Below are 16,896 nucleotides of genomic sequence, written 5' to 3'. Positions count from 1 at the left end.
GGGAGGCGGGGGGCGGGAGGCGGGAGGCGGGAGGCGGGAGGCGGGAGGCGGGAGGCGGGAGGCGGGAAGCGGGAAGCGGTTGGCGGGAGGCGGGAGAAATCGGGGGCGGCCGGGGCTCAGCTGCCGAGGCCGGGGGAGGCAGGGCGAACGGGAGCGGCGCCGGCAGCCGGGAGCGGCGCGGCAGCGGGCCGGGGGCGGATGAGGGCGGCCGCGGCGATGGCGAGCGCGGAGATGCCGATGCCCACGAAGGCGAGGACGATGTAGGCATCGACGATGCCGCCGGCGGTCACGGCCGCTGCCGGTTCGGCCGGGGCGGGGACGAACCGGGTGGCGCTGCCGGTGAGCGCGGCGGCGAGCCCGGGTTCGATGCCGGCGTCCGCGAGGCGCGGCGGGAGGATGGTTTCGATGCTGCGGAGATAGACGGCGCCGAAGACGGCGACGCCGGCGGAGGTGCCGATGTTCCGGGCCATCGTCAGCGCGCCGGAAGCGAGGCCGGATTTCGCGACGGGCAATGAGCTGACGACGGCGTAGGAGGTGGCGGAGATGACCAGCCCGATGCCGAGGCCGCGCAGGATGAAGGCCGGCAGCAGGCCATCGAGGTAGCGGCTGGAGGTATCGAGCTGGAGGAGGTAGACGAAGGAGAGGCCCACGGACAGGGAGCCGGCGATGATGATGAGCCGGATGCGGTGGCCGAGCCGCTGGCCGAGGATGCCGGAGACGGGCATGAGGGCGGCGACGAGGCCGGTAGCGGGGAGGAACGCGAGGCCGCCCTGCAGCGGCGTGAGGCCGAGGTAGTTCTGCATGAACAGGCTGGCGTAGGGCTGCGAGCCGAAGACCGCCGCAGAGAAGAGGAACGCGCTGAGCGAGGCCATCACGAAGGGGCCGCTGCGGAAAAGCGCGAGGTCGACGAGCGGCGCGCGGCTGCGGCGTTCGATGGCGGGGAAGGCGGCGAGGAGGAGCGCGCCGGCGGCGAAGCAGGCGAGGATGGCGGGCGAGGCCCAGCCGAGGTCGTTGCCGCGGTTGACGCCGAAGAGAATGAGGAGCAGGCCGCCGGAGAGCACCGCGAGGCCGGCCCAGTCGATGGTGCGGGGCGCCGCGGGGTCGCGCGTCGGGGGAATCCAGAGGATGGCGAAGAGGACGGCAGCGAGCCCGATCGGGAGGTTGATGAGGAAGATCCAGCGCCACTCGTCGCCGGTGACGAGGAGGCCGCCGAGGATGGGGCCGGCGATGAGGCCGAGCCCGGAGACGCCGCCCCAGATGCCGATGGCGAGGCCGCGCTGCTCCGGCGGGAAGGCGGCGGTCACGATGGAGAGGGTGAGCGGCATCATGACGGCGGCGGCGATGCCCTGGAGGATGCGGAAGAGGATGAGGGCTTCGATGCCGGGCGCGAGGCCGCAGAGCCCTGAGGTGAGCACGAACCCGGCCAGCCCCGCGAGGTAGACCCGGTCCCGCCCGAACATGTCGCCGAGGCGGCCCATGGCGAGGGGGAAGACGCCGGTCATGAGGACGTAGCCGGAGACGGTCCATTCGGCGGCGCTGAGGGAGGCGCCGAGGTCGCGGCCGATGGCGGGGAAGGCGACGTTCACGATGAAGGTGTCGACCATCAGCATGGCGAGGCCGACGCAGGCGGCGAGGAGGGTGAGCCACTTCGAGGGAGCAGAGGTTCGGGCGGGCATGGGTGCCTCCGGGGACCGCCGCACCGATCCGTTGTTTCGTGCAACGGACTATAGAAAGCTCGGGTGTCCTTGGCAAGGGGGAGGCGGGAGACGGGAACCGGGAAGCGGGAGGCGGGAGTCAGGTGGGGCGGGCGGTGAGGAACATGAGGCCCTTGGCGAGGACTTCGCCGACGAAGACGGCGCCCATGGCGATGTAGAGGAGGCCGGTGGCGCTCTGCATGGCGCGGATGCGGGTGGTCCGGTAGGCGAGGTAGGCGAGGATGATCGGAAAGACGAGGCCGACGCCGATACGGAGGTAGAGCACCGGGTTCTGGAAGAGGCCGACCTCGACGGGGTTGGCCGGGAGCGGGACTTCGCGGACGGGCACGATGAGGTTCACCGCGAGGACGAGCACCTGGAGGGCGTGGGCGCCCAGGAGGATGAGGCAGAGGTCGCGCAGGGGCCAGGCGGGCAGGGCGCCTTCGGTGAGGTACCAGTGGCCCCACGTCATGGCGACGGAGACGGCGCCGAGGGCGAGGGTGCCGGCGAAGAGGCCGAGGAAGATGGCGGGATACCCCCAGGTCGGCGGGGCGAACATGATGGAGAGGAGGACGACGGCGGCGAGGCCTGCGACCGAGCCGACGATGCCGGCGATGCGCCCGAGCGGGTCCCAGCCCATGAACACGGCGAACATGTAGATCGCGGCCGTGATGGTGACGACCAGCAAGGCGGTGCGGAAGCGGGGGAAGGGGTCCGGGTCGATGGGGTAGCCATCGACCTCGGGGCCGATGGCGAGCGAGGAAGCGGTCCAGAGGGCCAGGATGCCGGCGATGGCGATGCAGAGCGCCATGGTAAGGACGAAGCCGCGGGTGACGCCCCCGCGGAGGTCGCTGGCGAGGGTGACCCAGAGGCTGCCGATGGTGAGCTCGGTGAGGATGATGAGGAGAGTGTAGGGCAGGGCCTCGACGTTCACCGGTTCGAGTGTAGGGTGCGGCCTGCCAAGGGTCAGGTGCGGGCGCCGGCGAACTGCCTGCGGGCGACGTCGACCGCGCCGGGAAGGAGCGCGAGGACGGCGTCGATCTCGGCCTCGGTCGTGGCTTCGCCGAGGGAGAAGCGGATGCTGCCGACGGCGCGGCGGATGGGGACGCCCATCGCCATGAGGACGTGCGACGGCTCCCAGGTGGAGCTGCTGCAGGCGCTGCCGGAGCTGACGGCGACGCCGCGCTCGTCGAGGGCGGCGACGAGCGCGTCACTTTCGAGGCCGCCGAAGGCGACGTTGAGGATGTTGGGGAGGCAGTCGACCTGGCAGCCGTTGACCTGGACGTCGGGGACGGCGGCGAGGATGCCGTCGCGCAGGCGGTTGCGAAGGGCGAGGACGCGGGCTGAGCGCTCGCGGGTGCCGGAGGCGGCGGCTTCGAGGGCGGCAGCCGCGCCGACGATGCCGGCGACGTTTTCGGTGCCGGCGCGCTTGTGCATCTCCTGCCCGCCGCCGAGGAGGAGGGGATGGAAGGGGGTAGCGCGCCGGAGGTAGAGGATGCCGGTGCCCTTGGGGCCGCCGAATTTGTGGGCCGAGAGCGAGAGGGCATCGACGCCGAGCGCTTCGACGTCGATGGGCAGCCAGGCAGGGGCCTGGACGGCGTCGGTGTGGAGGATGACCCGGTGACCGCCGGGGGCGGCGCGGCGGCGGAGCAGGGCGGCGATCTCGGCGATCGGCTGGATGGTGCCGACTTCGTTGTTGGCGAGCATGACGCTGACGAGGATGGTGCCCGGGCGGACGGCGCGTTCGAGCTCGCCGAGGGAGACGCGGCCGGCGGCGTCGCAGCCGATGGTGGTGACGTCGAAGCCGAGCTCTTCGAGGAAGGCGGCGGCGTGGAGGCCGGCGTGGTGCTCGATGGCGCTGGTGATGATGTGGCTGCCGGCGCCGGCGCGGCGGAGCGCGTAGCTGATGCCGAAGAGGGCGGTGTTGATGCTTTCGGTGGCGCCGCTGGTGAAGATGATTTCGGACGGGCGGGCGCCGAGGCGGGCGGCGACGGCGGCGCGTGCGTCATCGAGCGCCTGCTGGGCATCGCGGCCGATGGCGTAGAGGCCGCTGGGATTGCCGAAGCGGACATCGAGGAAGGGGGCCATCGCCTCGCGGGCGGCGGGCCGCAGCGGGCTGGTCGCGGCGTAGTCGAGGTAGATCATGCGGCGGCTTTCAGCGTAGCAGAGGGCGGAGGCGATTGACGGGCGGGCGGGCGCACGTGCAGGCTTTCGGCGATGCCGGAGGAATCGCTGCTGACGGACGAGGTGCGGGCGCTGGCGGGCCGGGAGACGCGGCTGGGCCGGGTGCAGGTGACGGCGCGGGCGTTCCGGCGGGCGCACGAGGTGTACGCGGGCGGGCCGCCGGCGCGGGTGCCGGCGGAGGGGGAACCGGTGCCGGGCTACGTCATCACGGGGCTGGAGTCGGAATCGGAGGCGCCGGCGTTCCCGGACCTGCTGCCGAATTCGCTGCTCATCGCGAACGAGTGGAGCTTCGAGCGGCCGCTGCGGATGGGCGAGTGGCTGGAGATGGTGCACCGGGTGACCGACGTGCGGGAGCGGTTCGGCGGGCGGTTCGGCTACAGCATCGACGTGCTTTCGGAGACGGCCTTCTACGACGCAGCGGGGCGGCTGGCGGCGCGGAGCGGCCGGACGATGACGCAGTATTCGGCCGCGGAAGCGGCGGGCGGAGGCGAGGAGTGAGCGGGGCGCCGCTGTTCCGGGAAGGCGAGGAGCTGGGGCCGGTCGAGCTGCGGCCGGACCAGGGGCAGGTCATTCGGTATTGCGCGCTGCAGTGGGCGTTCCCGCCTTTCTTCTACGACGAAGCGGCGGCGCGGGCGCACGGCATGCCGGGGACGATCGTGCCCGGGCCGCTGAAGGTGGGGCTGCTCTACCGGGCGGTAGAGGGGTGGCTCGGCGGCCGGGGGTGGGTGCGGCAGGTGCGGGCGGCGCACCGGCGGCCGGACCTCGTGGGGCGGCCGGTGGTCATCGCGGGCAGGGTCGTGCGCGTGTACGAGGAGGACGGCGCGCAGCGGGCCGACCTCGAACTCGCGATCATCAACGAAGAAGGGCAGCCGAGCGTGCGCGGGTTCGCGGTGGTGGAAGCGGGGAGCAGGGAGGAGGAATGAGGGAGGACGGAGTTGGCAGTGAGCGCGCGAGTGACCTGGACCGGTCCGCGGAGGAGGGGCGGCGGCGGGTGCGGGAGGCGCTGGCGGGCTTCGAGGACGTGGAGGAGCGGCTGAGCCACGGCGAGGCGGCGTGGTTCGTGCGGGGCGGGCGGCAGGTGGCGATGTTCGCGGACCGGCACCACGACGACCGGGTGGCGGTGTGGATTGCGGCGGCGCCCGGCGCGCAGGAGGCGCTGACGGCGGCGCAGCCGGGCCGGTACTTCCGGCCGCCGTATGTGGGGCACCGCGGCTGGGTGGGGGCGTACCTCGACACGGACTGCGACTGGGAGGCAATCGGCGGGCTGCTGGCGCTGGCAGTGGAGCTGGCGCGCGCGAGCGGCCGGCGCCGAGCGTAACCGCGAGGTTTGGTCCGTTGGCGCGGGGATGGCGATAATGCCCGCGAAGTTCACGCCGGGGGGCGCCGGATGCACCGGGAAGACGCCTGGCAGATTTTGACCGAGTACGCGCAGGAGGAGCGGACCCGCAAGCACGGCCTCGCCGTCGAGGCGGTGATGCAGGCCTACGCGCGGCTGCTGCACGAGGACGAGGAGACGTGGGGCATCGTCGGGCTGCTGCACGACTTCGACTGGGAGATCCACCCGACGGAGGAGCTGCACCCGATGGAGGGGTCGAAGCTGCTGGCGGCGCGCGGCGTGCCGGAAGATATCCGGTACGCGATCCTGTGCCACGCGCCGTTCCTCGGGCTGGAGTACCGCTCTACGATGGACCGGGCGATTTACGCCTGTGATGAGCTGAGCGGGTTCGTCATCGCGTGCGCGCTGGTGAAGCCGGGGAAGTCGCTTTCGGAGGTCGACCCGGCGTCGGTGCGCAAGAAGATGAAGGACAAGGCGTTCGCGCGGAGCGTGCGGCGCGAGGATCTCATCAACGGGGCGCGCGACCTCGGCGTCGAGCTGGACGAGCACATCCGGTTCGTGACGGAGGCGTTGAAACCGGTGGCACACAAGCTGGGGGTGAATCCATGAGGGCTGAACAGATCCCGGACCGGAACATCGGGATGGAGATGGTGCGCGTCACGGAGGCAGCGGCGCTGGCGGCGGCGCGCTGGATGGGGCGCGGCGACAAGAACGGCGCGGACAAGGCGGCGGTGGACGCGATGCGGCTGATGCTGGACACGGTGGCGATGGACGGCGTGATCGTCATCGGGGAAGGCGAGAAGGACCAGGCGCCGATGCTCTACAACGGCGAGCGGGTGGGCAACGGGAAGGGGCCGCAGATGGACGTGGCGGTGGACCCGCTGGAGGGCACGCGGCTGACGGCGATGGGGCGGCCGGGCGCGGTGAGCGTCATCGCCTGCGCGCCGCGGGGGACGCTCTACAGCCCGAAGGACATCTTTTATATGGAGAAGATCGCGGTGGGGCCGGAGGCGAAGGGGTGCATCGACCTCTCGGCGCCGGTGCAGTGGAACCTCGAGCAGGTGGCGAAGGCGAAGGGGATGCCGGTCGAGGAGCTGACGGTGATCATCCTCGACCGGGACCGGAACACGGAGATCGCGGACCAGGTGCGGGCGGCCGGCGCGCGGATCAAGTTCATCACGGACGGCGACGCGCCGGCGGCGATTTCGACGGGCATCGCGGGCTCGGGCGTGGACGTGATGCTGGGCATCGGCGGCTCGCCGGAGGGCGTGATCGCAGCGGCGGCCCTGAAGTGCCTGGAAGGGGATTTCCAGGGCCGGCTCTGGGCGCGGGACGAGGATGACCGGCGGATGGCGAAGGAGCTGGGGCTCGACCTCGACCGGGTGCTGACGATCGACGACCTCGTGCAGAGCGACGACGTATTCTTCGCGGCGACGGGCGTGACGGGCGGCGAGCTGCTCGCGGGGGTGGAGTTCACGCCGCGGGGCGCGGTGAGCGAGTCGCTGGTGATGCGGTCGCGCTCGGGGACGATCCGGCGGATCCGGGCGGAGCACCACTGGCGGAAGCTGCAGGGGATGAACAACGGCGGCTGAGGCCGGGCGTCTCGGAGGCTGCGGCGAATTTTCCGCCGCGGGCCGGAATGCGACAGCAGGTGACGCAGCGGGGGCCGAGACTGCGGCAGGTTTCGCCGGGGCCGGGCCGCGGCTGCGGCGGGCGCGGGAGGAATTGTTGAGGTGCTTACCCGATTCTTCCCCGCGTTAGCCGGTTTCGTGCGAGACTAGCCGCGTGAACGGGACGAAGCTCGTGCTGTTGATGGTCGGCGGCGCAGCGGCCATCGTGCTGGTCTTCCAGGCGCTCAACCAGTGGGGTTGAGGGCCGGGAAGCGGCCGGCAAAAGTTACAGACCGTTTACACGGCACCGGCCAGAAGCGCCGGAGAATTCGTTGACCCTATTTCTGCGCGATTCCTACACTGCCGGGAGATGAGGAGATGCCATATGGAGCGTAGATCCCTTCGACGCATGGCGCTCGGGCTCGTGCTCGGGGCGCTGACGATCATCCCGGTGGCCTCGGCTTCGGCCGGGAGCATGCCGGGGCAGGGGCAGCAGGCAGTGGAGGGCCGCGGGTTCGACCACGTGGCGGTGCTGCCGGCGCTGCTGCCGAACAGCAAGGAGAACACCAGCACGATCGCGCAGAACAACGGGACGGCCCCGGCGACGATCGTGATGGACATCTACACGCCGGGCGGCGTGCTGATCCCGTCGGCGACGGTCGCGTACAGCAACGTGCCGCCGGGCGGCACCCGGGTGTTCGCGCAGGCGATCAACACGGGCCTGACGCCCGGCTTCCGCGGCGTGGGCGTGATTTCGAGCGACCAGCCGATCAACGCGCTGCTGGTGCGCGACATCGAATCGAACGTCAACTACGCGAAGTCGTACTCGATTCACAACGCGTACGCGACGGGCGGGACGAAGGTGACGCTGCCGTATGTGGCGAATGCGCTGAACGGGCTGTACAACACGCGCTTCGCAATCGCGAACACGGGCAACGCCGAGGCGTGCGTGACGATTACGTATGCGTTCCCGGGGACGGCGCAGCCGCCGGTGGTGGATAGCGGCTCGGGCTCGCTGGCGTGCTCGGGCGGCGGCTACCGGATCCCGGTGGGCGGCCAAATTGCCTTCGCGCCGAACAGCGTGGACGGCGCTATCCCGATGCCGGCTTCGACGCAGAACCGGCTGATGGCGGCGACGCTCCAGACCTCGAGCTCGACGATCACGGTGGCGGTCGACGCCTACCTGAGCGGCGGGCTGCGGAAGCTGGCCTCGTACGACGGCTTCATCGTGGAGCCGGCGAGCGCGAGCGACCTGGGCACGCAGATTTCGATGCCGCTGGCGATCAAGCTGGACGGCTTCTACACCCAGTACCTGCTTTCGAACCCGAACCCGACGGCGGCGACGGCGACGATCACGTACGTCGGCAACACGGGCACGTACACGGTGAACCTGAACATCCCGGCGAACGGGACGGCGAGCCACAGCGTCTACGAGACGGTGGGCGGCATCCCCGAGGGCTTCGTGGGCGCGGCGACGATTACGTCGAGCCAGCCGATCGCGGCGGTGCTGTTCCGCTCGAAGATGACGGCGCCCGGCAGCTTCGTGGATGAGGACCTGTACACGGCGGTGAACGGCATCCCGGTCAACAAGGCGACGACGACCGCGAAGCTGCCGCTCATCTTCCGCCGGGCGTACAAGACCGGGAGCTTCAGCGGCTACAACACGTGGGTGAGCGTGAGCGTGGCCGACGGCGGCACGGCGAATGTGACGATCACGGCCATCAACGACACTTCGAACACTGCGCCGGGCTGCAACGCCCCGGGCACCTATACCACGACGAAGACGATCACCGGCTCGTTCATCTTCTACCAGAATGCGGAGACGGATACGGGGCTCGGCCCGACGCCGCCGGCCTGCTTCTGGGGCGGCATGACGATCACGTCGGACCGGCCGATCGTGGTCATCGCGAACGCGACGAACGACCTGAACCTGGGCGACAACGACGGCCTGTACAACGCCTTCAGCAACTAGCCCCGGCTGAATCAGGCCCTATGACGCCGGCGCCTGCAGTGATGCGGGCGCCGGTTCGTTTTGGGGAAGGGCGCGGGTTCGCCGGAGGACGGGGCGGCCGTACCATGGGGTGCGGTGTCGATTGCGTTCGGCGGGATCGTTGCGCTGTTCTTCCGCGGGCTGAACCTGGTGGCGGCGCTGGGGCTGGTCGCGCTCTGCTCGTACGAGCTGGAGAAGGGCGACTACGGACGGTTCGTGCTGGGCCTGACGTTCGTGGGCATCGTGAACGCGGCGACAGGCGGGCTGACGGCGGCGACGGCGTACCAGGTCGCGAACCGGCGGCGGCGGCCGGGCGAGGCGCTGGCGAACGGCGGGGTGCTGGGCGGGGGGCTGGGGCTGCTGGCCATCGCCGGCGGGCTCGTCGCCGGGAGCTGGTTCGCCGGGGAGGCGCGGCAGGAGGCGCTGGCGGTGGGGACGGCCTGCGCGGCGGTGGTGGTGAACAGCGTGGTGGCGGGGGTGTTCCTCGGGCGGGAGGCGTTCGTGCGGTACAACCTGGCGCTGGTGTTCCCGCCGCTGTTCGCGCTGGCGGCGATCGCGGCGGCGTTTTTCGTGTTCGGGCAGCGGACACCTTCGGCAGCGCTGTGGGCGTACGCCGCCGGCTGGTGGGGCGCGATCGCGGTCTTGCTGCTCTCAGGCGGGGCGAGCGGGCTGTGGGGCGCGCGGCTGGAGGCGGCGATGGCGGCCGCGATCGGGCGGTTCGCGCTGCTGGCCGGGGTGGCGAGCGGGATTTCGTACCTGAACTACCGCGCGGACCTGTTCGTCGTGCGGCATTTCGAGGGCGAAGAGGGCGTGGCGGTGTACTCGCTGGCGGTGTACCTGGCGGAGTCGGTATGGCAGGTGAGCGGGTCGCTGGCGCTGGCGACGTACGCGCGGGTGGGGTCGCTTTCGCGGCCGGAAGCGGCGGCGCTGACGGCGCGGGTGATGCGGCACACGGTGGTGCTGCTGGGGGTGATCTGCGGGGGGCTGTTCGCAGCGTCGTGGACGATCGAGGCGGTGGTGTTCCCGAAGTACGACGGGATGGCATCGGCGCTGCGGTTCATCCTGCCGGGGGTGCTGCTGTACGGGCTGGCGCAGTCGTTCTCGGGGTTCTACACATATCAGCGGGGGCTGCCGTGGGTGTCAGCGGTGGTGGCGGGTGCCGGGCTGGCGCTGGACATGGCGTTTGCGTTCATGCTGGTGCCGCGGATGGGGGTGGACGGGGCGGCGCTGGCGAGCGCGCTGGCCTACAGCCTGGCGATTCTCGGCGGGCTAGCCGTGTTCATGCGGCAGGAGGGGATTGGGCCGGCGGGGGTGTTCGGGTTCGGCCGGGCCGAGCTCGACGACTACCGCGCGCTGTTTAGCCGGATCCGCGGGGGGCTGGCGCGGGCGCAGGGGTAGCGGCGGGGCAGAGGGCGGGGTCCGGCCGCGGGATGGGGATGGGGAGGCCGGTATCGGGGTCGGGCAGGACGAGCATGGGAACGCCGAAGACGCGCTCGAGCGCCTCCGGGTCGAGGACGGCGGACGGGGGACCATCGAAGGCGACCTGGCCGTCGCGGATGGCGATGATGCGGCTGGTGAAGCGGCCGGCGAGGGCGAGGTCGTGGAGGACAGCGACGATGGTGATGCCGCGGGCATTGAGCCGGCGGAGGAGGTGCATGACCTCGACCTGGTGCGCGACATCGAGGAACGTGGTCGGCTCATCGAGGAGGAGGATGCGGGGCTCCTGGGCGAGGGCCATGGCGATCCACGCGCGCTGGCGTTCGCCGCCGGAGAGCGCCGCGAGGGGGCGGTCGGCAAGGGCGAGGGCGTCGGTGGCTTCGAGGGCCCATTCGACGGCCTCGATATCGTGGCGGGTGACGCGCTGGAGGAAGCCCTGGTGGGGGTAGCGGCCGCGGAAGGCGAGTTCGCGGACGGTGAGGTCGAGGCCGGAGGACGGGGCCTGGGGGAGGATGGCGAGGACGCGGGCGACGTGGCGGGAGTTCATCGCGCGGATGTCGCGGCCGTCGAGGAGGACGCGGCCGCTGCGCGGGGGGTGGAGACGGGCCATGCCGCGGAGAAGGGTGCTCTTGCCGCTCCCGTTCGGGCCGAGGATGGCGACCATCTCGCCGGCGACGATGTCGAAGGAGACGTCGCGGACGACATCGCGGCGGCCGTGGGCGAGGGTGAGGCGTTCGACGGCGAGGTTCATCGGAAGCGGACCAGGTAGAGCAGGAAGGGAGCGCCGATAGCGGCGGTGATGATGCCCATCGGGACTTCGGCGGGCTGGATGATGAGGCGCGCGCCGAGGTCGGCGAGGACGACGAGGATGGCGCCGTAGAGCGCGCTGAACGGGATGACGAGGCGGTTGTCGTGGCCGATGGTGTAGCGGGCGATATGGGGGCAGACCAGGCCGACGAAGCTGACGAGGCCGGCGATGGAGACGGCAGCGGCAGTGAGGACGCCGACGCAGGCGAGGACGAGCAGGCGGGTGCGGTCGGTGAGGAGGCCGAGGCCGGCGGCGACGTCGTCGCCGAGGGCGAGGATGTTGAGCCGGCCGGCGAGGGCGACGGCCGCGAGGAGACCGCCGGCGAACCAGGGGAGGGCGGCCCAAAGGTCGCGCCATTCGGAGCCGTAGAGGCCGCCCGCGAGGAAGCCGAGGCTCGTCTGGAGGAAGGTGCGGGAGCTGGCGAGGAGGCCGACGATGGCGGCGCCGAAGAAGGCGGAGAGGGCGACGCCGGCGAGGGTGAGGCGGAGCGGGGAGACGGCGCCGCGCCAGGCGATGACGTAGAGGACGCCGGCGCCGACGAGGCCGCCGACAACGCAGGCGATGGCGATCGCCCACTGGGGCGACTGCGGGTCGTAGACGATGAGGCTGGCGCTGGCGAGGCCGCAGGCGGCGGTGACGCCGAGGATGGTGGGGTCGGCGAGGGGGTTGCGGGTGACGCCCTGGAGGAGGGCGCCGGCCACGGCGAGGCCGGCCCCGACGATCATGGCATCGAGGAGGCGGGGGTAGCGGATCTGCCAGACGACGTTGCGCGCGAAGACGTCATCGGCGGAGGTGAGGCCGGACCAGACGTCGCCGGGGCTAAGCCGGACCGCGCCGAACATGAGGCTGGCGTAGCCGGCAGCCGCGAGGACGAGGAGGCCGATGGCGAGGATGGCGAGCGGGCGCCACGCGGTACCCGGGAGCGCCCGCGGCGGGGCGCTCCCGGCGGAGCTTGCGGTGGGGGCGGCCATGTTCGCCATCGTACGGCGGCCGGGAGGCTGGCGCCCGCGTCGGCTACTGACCCGAGACGGCCTTCGCGACGGCTTCGAAGGCGAGCTTCACGCGCGGCCCGGGCGCCTGGACGAAGAGTTCGACGTCGGAATCGACGACGTGGTTGCTGGTGACCGCCTTCAGGCCGCGGAAGGGCGGGATGGTCGGGATGAGGTTGGCGAGCCGCGGCGCGGGCGGCGGGGCGGGGGTGATGGCGAAGATGTAGTCCGGGTTGAATTCGACCAGCTTTTCGGGGGCAATGGTGGCGTAGCCGGGGAAGGGGCCGGCATCCGGCAGCGCATCGGCCGGGTTGGTGATGCCGAGCTCCTTGAGGATATCGCCGGTGTAGCTGGTGCTCTTGGCGGCGTAGAGCGTCTGGTCGCGGTCGGAGAGGATGGCGACGGCGGAGACCTTTTTGCCTTCGAGCGCCTTCCGGGCGTCGGCGAGCGACTTTTCGATGTCGGCGATGACCTTGTCGGTGGTCGCGGTCGCGTTGAGGGCCGTGCCGACGAGGCGGAGGGCATCGAGCACCTGCTTGTAGCTATTTGCGCCGGCGAAGATGACCGGGACGGGCAGGCCCTCGAGCGGCTGGCGAAGCGCCGGCTGGGCGTGGATGACGGAGTCGGCGATGACGAGGTCGGGCTTGAGGGCGAGGATGGCCTCGAGGTTGGGCTGGTAGGCGGTGCCGACCGCCTGGGCGGACTGGGCTTCCGGCGGGTAGTTCGCGGTGGAGGGCCGGCCGGCGACGGTCTTGCCGGCGGCGTAGACGAGTTCGACGGCGGTGGGGCTGACGGCGACGATGGTCTTCGGCTCGGCCTTGATTTCGACCTTGCGGCCGAGCATGTCGGTCACGGTGACGGGGTAGGCGGCAGCCGGGGAGGGCGACGCGGGGGCAGCGGTTGCCGTTTCGCCGGGGGGGGGGTCGCCGTGGCGGCGGTGTCGTCATCGTCGCCGCCGCAGGCCGCGGCGACGAGGGCGCTGGCCGCGAGGGAGGCGACGGCGCCGAGGAGCAGGAGGCGTCGGAGGGAACCTTTCATTTCTTCAAGACCTTCCTCATTCGGTGCGAGATGGGGAACTTTGAACCAGTATACCGAGCGTTGGCGTCCCGTCACGGGGAGGGAAAGGCGGGCCGGCGGGGCTGACTGCGCGATGCCTGCCGGTGTGCGACCATGAATTCGAATTCGCAGAGGAGCTGTCCGCGTGTCGCATCCGCCGCTGCCGTCGTTGCCGGGTTCGCCGAAAGAGCTGGAGGGCGTCGAGAAGGCGCTGCTGGCGCTTTCGTACGGGGTTCACGTCATCGGGTCGCGGGCGGCCGATGGGACATTGAACGCGATGCTGGCGGACTGGGTGATGCAGGTGTCGTTCCGGCCGCGGCTGCTCGCGGTTTCGATTGAAAACGACGCGCGAACGCTGCGGTTCATCCGGGAGACGGGCGCGTTCACGGTGAACCTGCTGCACGAGAAGGACGGCATTCACATCGCACGGAAGGTCGTGATGCCGTCGGAGGCGAAAAAGGTGCGCGGGCGGCCGGAGGAGATGGCGAAGCAGGTCATCGACAAGCTGGCGGGCATTCCCTATGGCCTGCACGAGAACGGCTGCCCGGTGCTGGACCAGGCGCTCGGGTGGATCGCCTGCAACGCGGTGGAGTTCTTCCCGGTCGGCGACCACACGCTGGTGATCGGCGAGTGCGTGGACGGGGAGCGGCTGCGGCCGGGTGAGATGCTGATCGAGCGGGACCTCGGCTGGGAGTACGCCGGGTAGGCTGGCGGCGCAGCGTCAGGCTTCGGCGAAGAGCTCGGCGAGGGGGAGTTCGAAGCCGGGGACGGGGAACGCCGCGTCCTCGGACGTGAGGGTGTCGCGGGCGCTGTAGGTGTGAGCATCGCCGCCCGGCCGGTGGACCGTGACCGTCCGGTTCTGGGGCCGGACGATCCAGACGCGCTCGGCGCCGCCGTCGAGGTAGAGCTCGATCTTGCGCGCGACGTCGGCTTCGCGGTCTTCCGGGGACATGATTTCGATGGCGAGCGTCGGCGCGCCTTCGACGTAACGGTCAGAGAGCGGCGCATTCACGCGCTCCGCGGCGCGCCATGCGACGTCAGGGGCGAGGACCGTATCGGGACGGGCTGCGACGCGAAAGCCGGTTTCGACGTCGACGCGGCCGAGCCCGTGCGGTTTGATGAAGTTGCGGATGACGCTGACGAGTTCAGCGGCGATGGCGCCGTGCCGCTCTCCGACGGGCATGTGCTCGACGACCCTCCCTTCGACCAGTTCGAGACGGCCGCCGTGGGGCGGGTCGGGAAGCTGCCAGAACTCGTCGGCCGTGAGCAGGGCCGGCGCCGGGCCGGGCTGGGCGCTCATGCCGCGATGATACCAGCGGCAGGCTCAGTCGCGCGGGAGGCCGAGGCCGCGCTGCGCGATGATGTTCCGCTGGATTTCGCTCGAGCCGCTGTAGATGGTCGGCGCGACGTTGACGAGGTGGCCTTTTTCGAAGACGCCGTTGGCGACGGCGTATTTCGAATCGGGCTCGAGCGCGCCGGCGGGCCCGAAGAGGTTGACGCCGAAGTTGGTGATGCGCTGCGCGAGCTCGGTGGCGAAGACTTTGATGACGGAGGCCTCGTAGTTCGGGATGCGGCCCGCCTCCTGCATCCAGGCGATGCGGTAGGCGAGGAGCCGGCCGGTTTCGTTCGCGACCCAGAGGTCGGCGAGGCGGTGGCGGAGGACGTCGCGGTAGGCTTCGCCGGTGCGGCGTTCGCGCCAGAGCTGCATGAGGAGCTCGAGCTGGCGCTGGTTGGCGGCGATGGAGGCGACGTTTGAGCGCTCGAAGTCGAGCAGCGTCATCGCGACGTACCAGCCGCGGTTCTCTTCGCCGACGCGGTTGCGGACCGGGACGCGGACGTCTTCGAAGAAGACTTCGTTGAACTCATGGTAGCCGGCCATGTTGACGAGCGGGCGGACGGTGATGCCCGGCGTCTTCATGTCGACGAGGAGGAAGGAGATGCCCTTGTGCTTGGGGGCGTCGGGGTCGGTGCGGACGAGCAGGAAGCACCAGTCGGCGTGGTGGGCGCCAGTGGTCCAGATTTTCTGGCCGTTGACGACGTAATCGTCGCCGTCACGGACGGCGCGGGTCTGGAGGCTGGCGAGGTCGGAGCCGGCGCCCGGTTCGGAGTAGCCCTGGCACCAGATGACTTCGGCGTTGGTGATGCGCGGGAGGTGTTCGGCCTTCTGCTCGGGGGTGCCGTGAACGATGAGGGTGGGGCCGATCATGCCGACGTTGAAGACGCGGCCGCCATCCGGGGCGCCGGCGTAGGAGAGCTCTTCGCTGAAGATCATCTGGTTGATGTGGCTCCAGCCGAGGCCGCCGTATTCCTTCGGCCAGGCCGGGGCGATCCAGCCTTTCTTCGCGAGCTGCTTGTTGAAGGCGAGCTGTTCTTCCCAGTTCTCCTGCGAGGTCGGGCGGACGGGCCCGGTGCCGCGGTTGGGGAGAGCCCCGGCGAGGAAGTCGCGGACTTCCTTCCGGAGGGCTTCATGCTCGGCGGTGAACTTGAATTCCATGGCGGCCTCCTCGCGGACGACGGGTTACGGACATCAGATTACCGCAGGGTAGGCACTGGCGCAGGTGAGCGAATGGCGTAGGATTCGGCGGCGAATCGCGCGGAGGGCATGAGCGAGTGAGCAACGCGGCGCGGCGGCGCCTGAACGTGTTTTTCGACGTGGACAACACGATCATCACCTGGGACGTGAAGCTGCGGCCGGGCGTGCGGGAGGTGTTCGCGGCGCTGCGGGAGGACGGGCATACGGTCTACCTGTGGAGCGGGATGGGGCCTCGGTGGGAGGTGGTGCGGCGGTTTTCGCTGCACGAGCACATCGAGGATTGCTTCTGGAAGCCGCTGACGGACCACCACAACCGGCTGCGGGAGCTCGGCATCCCGGTGTGGCCGGACTTCGTCATCGACGACCACCGGGAGGTGGTGGAGGCGTTCGCGGGGGTGCAGGTGCCGGAGCCGCTGCTGCCGCTCGAACGGGACCGGGAGATGTGGCGCGTGCTGGAGGCGGTGCGGGCGTTCGCTGCAGGCGGGTGAGGCGCGGCAGCGTGACTGCATGGCGCATGCACGATGCATGCACGCCGGCAGCGGAATGGTGGCATACTGGCAGCATGGCAACGTTGACGATTCGGAACGTCCCTGATGAGCTGTACGCGGCGCTGAAGGAGCGCGCCCGGCGGAACCGGCGGAGCCTGAACCAGGAGGTGCTGGCGCTGCTCGAGGGCGAGTGCGGCCAGCCCGGCGAGCGCCGGCCGACGCGGGACGACCTGCTGGCGGAGGTGGATGCGCTGCGGGCGAAGTGGGCTGGCCGGCGGCTGACGACGGCTGAGGAACTCGAGACGTGGCGGCGGGAGGGCAGGGCCTGATCGTCGTCGACGTCATGGTGCCGGCGTACCTGTTGCTCCCGGTCGCGGATGCGACGTTCGAGGAGCAGGCCCGGCGGCTGCTCGAACGGGAACCGCGCTGGGTCGCGCCGAACCTGTGGGTTTCCGAGTTCCTGAACATCTGTGCGGGCCACCTGCGCGCAGGCCGGATGACGTTCGACGAGGCAGTGAAGGCGGTGGATGCGGCGGAGCGGCTCATCGTGACGCTCCCCATCGACCCCGGCCCGGTCATGGAACTCGTTTCGACCTCCCGCTGTTCGGCCTACGACCTCGCGTACGTGGCGGCGGCGCGGGAGCTCGGGGTGCCGCTGGTGACGGGCGACCGGCAGGTGCTCGCGGAGTTCCCGGGCGTGGCGGTGACGCCGGCTGCGTGGCTGGAGCGGGCGGGCTGAACGGAAGGGACCGGAGGGGCCGGCATCCGTAG

General features: G+C 70.8%; 20 protein-coding genes. 11 read left to right on the top strand and 9 right to left on the bottom strand.

Going from position 1 to position 16,896, the window contains the following annotated elements:
* Window positions 1–116: 116 nt before the first annotated feature.
* From N2041_RS13495 to N2041_RS13485, 3 genes are all read right to left on the bottom strand, one after another.
* Window positions 117–1,676, bottom strand: coding sequence for a DHA2 family efflux MFS transporter permease subunit (locus N2041_RS13495; protein WP_297679102.1), 1,560 nt, complete (start codon window positions 1,674–1,676; stop codon window positions 117–119).
* A 118-nt stretch (window positions 1,677–1,794) separates the two neighbouring features.
* Entirely contained in the window at window positions 1,795–2,628 is an 834-nt protein-coding gene (locus N2041_RS13490; protein WP_297679101.1) for a hypothetical protein, read from the bottom strand.
* 32 nt (window positions 2,629–2,660) lie between these two features.
* On the bottom strand, window positions 2,661–3,839 hold the full coding sequence (locus N2041_RS13485) for a cysteine desulfurase family protein (RefSeq protein WP_297679100.1): 1,179 nt from the start codon (window positions 3,837–3,839) through the stop codon (window positions 2,661–2,663).
* Between the two features lie 72 nt (window positions 3,840–3,911).
* On the opposite strand from N2041_RS13485, the gene N2041_RS13480 reads away from it, so the two are divergent.
* From N2041_RS13480 to N2041_RS13450, 7 genes are all read left to right on the top strand, one after another.
* Complete coding sequence (locus tag N2041_RS13480; protein ID WP_297679099.1) at window positions 3,912–4,376, top strand: hypothetical protein; 465 nt, start codon at window positions 3,912–3,914, stop codon at window positions 4,374–4,376.
* Window positions 4,373–4,801, top strand: coding sequence for a hypothetical protein (locus N2041_RS13475; RefSeq protein ID WP_297679098.1), 429 nt, complete (start codon window positions 4,373–4,375; stop codon window positions 4,799–4,801). The genes N2041_RS13480 and N2041_RS13475 overlap by 4 nt, the downstream gene beginning before the upstream one ends.
* On the top strand, window positions 4,798–5,196 hold the full coding sequence (locus N2041_RS13470) for an MmcQ/YjbR family DNA-binding protein (RefSeq protein WP_297679097.1): 399 nt from the start codon (window positions 4,798–4,800) through the stop codon (window positions 5,194–5,196). Before N2041_RS13475 ends, N2041_RS13470 begins: the two co-directional genes overlap by 4 nt.
* 69 nt (window positions 5,197–5,265) lie before the next feature.
* Window positions 5,266–5,823, top strand: a complete 558-nt coding sequence (locus tag N2041_RS13465) for an HD domain-containing protein (protein WP_297679096.1) — start codon at window positions 5,266–5,268, stop codon at window positions 5,821–5,823.
* Window positions 5,820–6,806 carry a class II fructose-bisphosphatase gene (gene glpX, locus N2041_RS13460; protein ID WP_297679095.1) on the top strand — a complete coding sequence of 329 codons (987 nt, stop codon included), beginning with the start codon at window positions 5,820–5,822 and terminating at the stop codon, window positions 6,804–6,806. Before N2041_RS13465 ends, glpX begins: the two co-directional genes overlap by 4 nt.
* Before the next feature lie 427 nt (window positions 6,807–7,233).
* Window positions 7,234–8,796 carry a hypothetical protein gene (locus N2041_RS13455; protein ID WP_297679094.1) on the top strand — a complete coding sequence of 521 codons (1,563 nt, stop codon included), beginning with the start codon at window positions 7,234–7,236 and terminating at the stop codon, window positions 8,794–8,796.
* A 114-nt stretch (window positions 8,797–8,910) separates the two neighbouring features.
* A complete protein-coding gene (locus tag N2041_RS13450) occupies window positions 8,911–10,212 on the top strand; it encodes a hypothetical protein (RefSeq protein ID WP_297679093.1) in 1,302 nt (433 codons plus the stop codon).
* Here N2041_RS13450 and N2041_RS13445 read toward each other — a convergent pair.
* The 4 genes from N2041_RS13445 to N2041_RS14945 are packed head-to-tail and all read right to left on the bottom strand — an operon-like array spanning window position 10,172 to window position 13,086.
* Entirely contained in the window at window positions 10,172–11,002 is an 831-nt protein-coding gene (locus N2041_RS13445) for an ABC transporter ATP-binding protein (protein WP_297679092.1), read from the bottom strand. The two genes, N2041_RS13450 and N2041_RS13445, sit on opposite strands and share 41 nt — an antisense overlap.
* Window positions 10,999–12,030: an iron ABC transporter permease gene (locus N2041_RS13440; RefSeq protein WP_297679091.1), complete on the bottom strand. Its 1,032-nt coding sequence runs from the start codon at window positions 12,028–12,030 to the stop codon at window positions 10,999–11,001. Before N2041_RS13440 ends, N2041_RS13445 begins: the two co-directional genes overlap by 4 nt.
* A 43-nt stretch (window positions 12,031–12,073) precedes the next feature.
* Window positions 12,074–12,892 carry an ABC transporter substrate-binding protein gene (locus N2041_RS13435; RefSeq protein ID WP_297679103.1) on the bottom strand — a complete coding sequence of 273 codons (819 nt, stop codon included), beginning with the start codon at window positions 12,890–12,892 and terminating at the stop codon, window positions 12,074–12,076.
* A 5-nt stretch (window positions 12,893–12,897) separates the two neighbouring features.
* Window positions 12,898–13,086 carry a variable surface lipoprotein gene (locus N2041_RS14945; RefSeq protein WP_367187734.1) on the bottom strand — a complete coding sequence of 63 codons (189 nt, stop codon included), beginning with the start codon at window positions 13,084–13,086 and terminating at the stop codon, window positions 12,898–12,900.
* A gap of 163 nt (window positions 13,087–13,249) precedes the next feature.
* Here N2041_RS14945 and N2041_RS13430 point away from each other — a divergent pair, with 163 nt between their 5' ends.
* Window positions 13,250–13,810, top strand: a complete 561-nt coding sequence (locus N2041_RS13430) for a flavin reductase family protein (RefSeq protein ID WP_297679090.1) — start codon at window positions 13,250–13,252, stop codon at window positions 13,808–13,810.
* Window positions 13,811–13,825: 15 nt separating this feature from the next.
* On the opposite strand, the gene N2041_RS13425 is transcribed toward N2041_RS13430, so the two are convergent.
* Both N2041_RS13425 and N2041_RS13420 read right to left on the bottom strand, forming a co-directional pair.
* Complete coding sequence (locus tag N2041_RS13425; protein ID WP_297679089.1) at window positions 13,826–14,404, bottom strand: Uma2 family endonuclease; 579 nt, start codon at window positions 14,402–14,404, stop codon at window positions 13,826–13,828.
* Between the two features lie 24 nt (window positions 14,405–14,428).
* The gene (locus N2041_RS13420; protein WP_297679088.1) at window positions 14,429–15,598 is read right to left on the bottom strand and encodes an acyl-CoA dehydrogenase; all 1,170 of its coding nucleotides are present in this window, start codon (window positions 15,596–15,598) and stop codon (window positions 14,429–14,431) included.
* A gap of 116 nt (window positions 15,599–15,714) precedes the next feature.
* Between N2041_RS13420 and N2041_RS13415 the strand changes: the two genes are divergently transcribed.
* The 3 genes from N2041_RS13415 to N2041_RS13405 all read left to right on the top strand — a co-directional run bounded on the left by N2041_RS13415 (window position 15,715) and on the right by N2041_RS13405 (window position 16,864).
* Window positions 15,715–16,125, top strand: coding sequence for a hypothetical protein (locus N2041_RS13415; RefSeq protein ID WP_297679087.1), 411 nt, complete (start codon window positions 15,715–15,717; stop codon window positions 16,123–16,125).
* Between the two features lie 74 nt (window positions 16,126–16,199).
* On the top strand, window positions 16,200–16,454 hold the full coding sequence (locus tag N2041_RS13410; RefSeq protein WP_297679086.1) for an Arc family DNA-binding protein: 255 nt from the start codon (window positions 16,200–16,202) through the stop codon (window positions 16,452–16,454).
* Window positions 16,430–16,864: a type II toxin-antitoxin system VapC family toxin gene (locus N2041_RS13405; protein ID WP_297679085.1), complete on the top strand. Its 435-nt coding sequence runs from the start codon at window positions 16,430–16,432 to the stop codon at window positions 16,862–16,864. Before N2041_RS13410 ends, N2041_RS13405 begins: the two co-directional genes overlap by 25 nt.
* Window positions 16,865–16,896 lie beyond the last annotated feature (32 nt).

It is taken from the genome of Tepidiforma sp., from assembly GCF_026419595.1.
GTDB lineage: Bacteria > Chloroflexota > Dehalococcoidia > Tepidiformales > Tepidiformaceae > Tepidiforma.
Note: the sequence above shows the minus strand (reverse complement) of the source record. Positions and strands in the feature narration are given on the sequence as shown.

Excerpts from the sequence above, each read along its gene's own strand:
- N2041_RS13495 (WP_297679102.1), bottom strand. The coding sequence starts at position 1,676 with ATGCCCGCCCGAACCTCTGCTCCCTCGAAGTGGCTCACCCTCCTCGCC.
- N2041_RS13485 (WP_297679100.1), bottom strand. The coding sequence starts at position 3,839 with ATGATCTACCTCGACTACGCCGCGACCAGCCCGCTGCGGCCCGCCGCC.
- N2041_RS13480 (WP_297679099.1), top strand. The coding sequence starts at position 3,912 with ATGCCGGAGGAATCGCTGCTGACGGACGAGGTGCGGGCGCTGGCGGGC.
- N2041_RS13470 (WP_297679097.1), top strand. The coding sequence starts at position 4,798 with ATGAGGGAGGACGGAGTTGGCAGTGAGCGCGCGAGTGACCTGGACCGG.
- N2041_RS13465 (WP_297679096.1), top strand. The coding sequence starts at position 5,266 with ATGCACCGGGAAGACGCCTGGCAGATTTTGACCGAGTACGCGCAGGAG.
- glpX (WP_297679095.1), top strand. The coding sequence starts at position 5,820 with ATGAGGGCTGAACAGATCCCGGACCGGAACATCGGGATGGAGATGGTG.
- N2041_RS13455 (WP_297679094.1), top strand. The coding sequence starts at position 7,234 with ATGGCGCTCGGGCTCGTGCTCGGGGCGCTGACGATCATCCCGGTGGCC.
- N2041_RS13445 (WP_297679092.1), bottom strand. The coding sequence starts at position 11,002 with ATGAACCTCGCCGTCGAACGCCTCACCCTCGCCCACGGCCGCCGCGAT.
- N2041_RS13440 (WP_297679091.1), bottom strand. The coding sequence starts at position 12,030 with ATGGCCGCCCCCACCGCAAGCTCCGCCGGGAGCGCCCCGCCGCGGGCG.
- N2041_RS13435 (WP_297679103.1), bottom strand. The coding sequence starts at position 12,892 with ATGCTCGGCCGCAAGGTCGAAATCAAGGCCGAGCCGAAGACCATCGTC.
- N2041_RS14945 (WP_367187734.1), bottom strand. The coding sequence starts at position 13,086 with ATGAAAGGTTCCCTCCGACGCCTCCTGCTCCTCGGCGCCGTCGCCTCC.
- N2041_RS13425 (WP_297679089.1), bottom strand. The coding sequence starts at position 14,404 with ATGAGCGCCCAGCCCGGCCCGGCGCCGGCCCTGCTCACGGCCGACGAG.
- N2041_RS13420 (WP_297679088.1), bottom strand. The coding sequence starts at position 15,598 with ATGGAATTCAAGTTCACCGCCGAGCATGAAGCCCTCCGGAAGGAAGTC.
- N2041_RS13410 (WP_297679086.1), top strand. The coding sequence starts at position 16,200 with ATGGCAACGTTGACGATTCGGAACGTCCCTGATGAGCTGTACGCGGCG.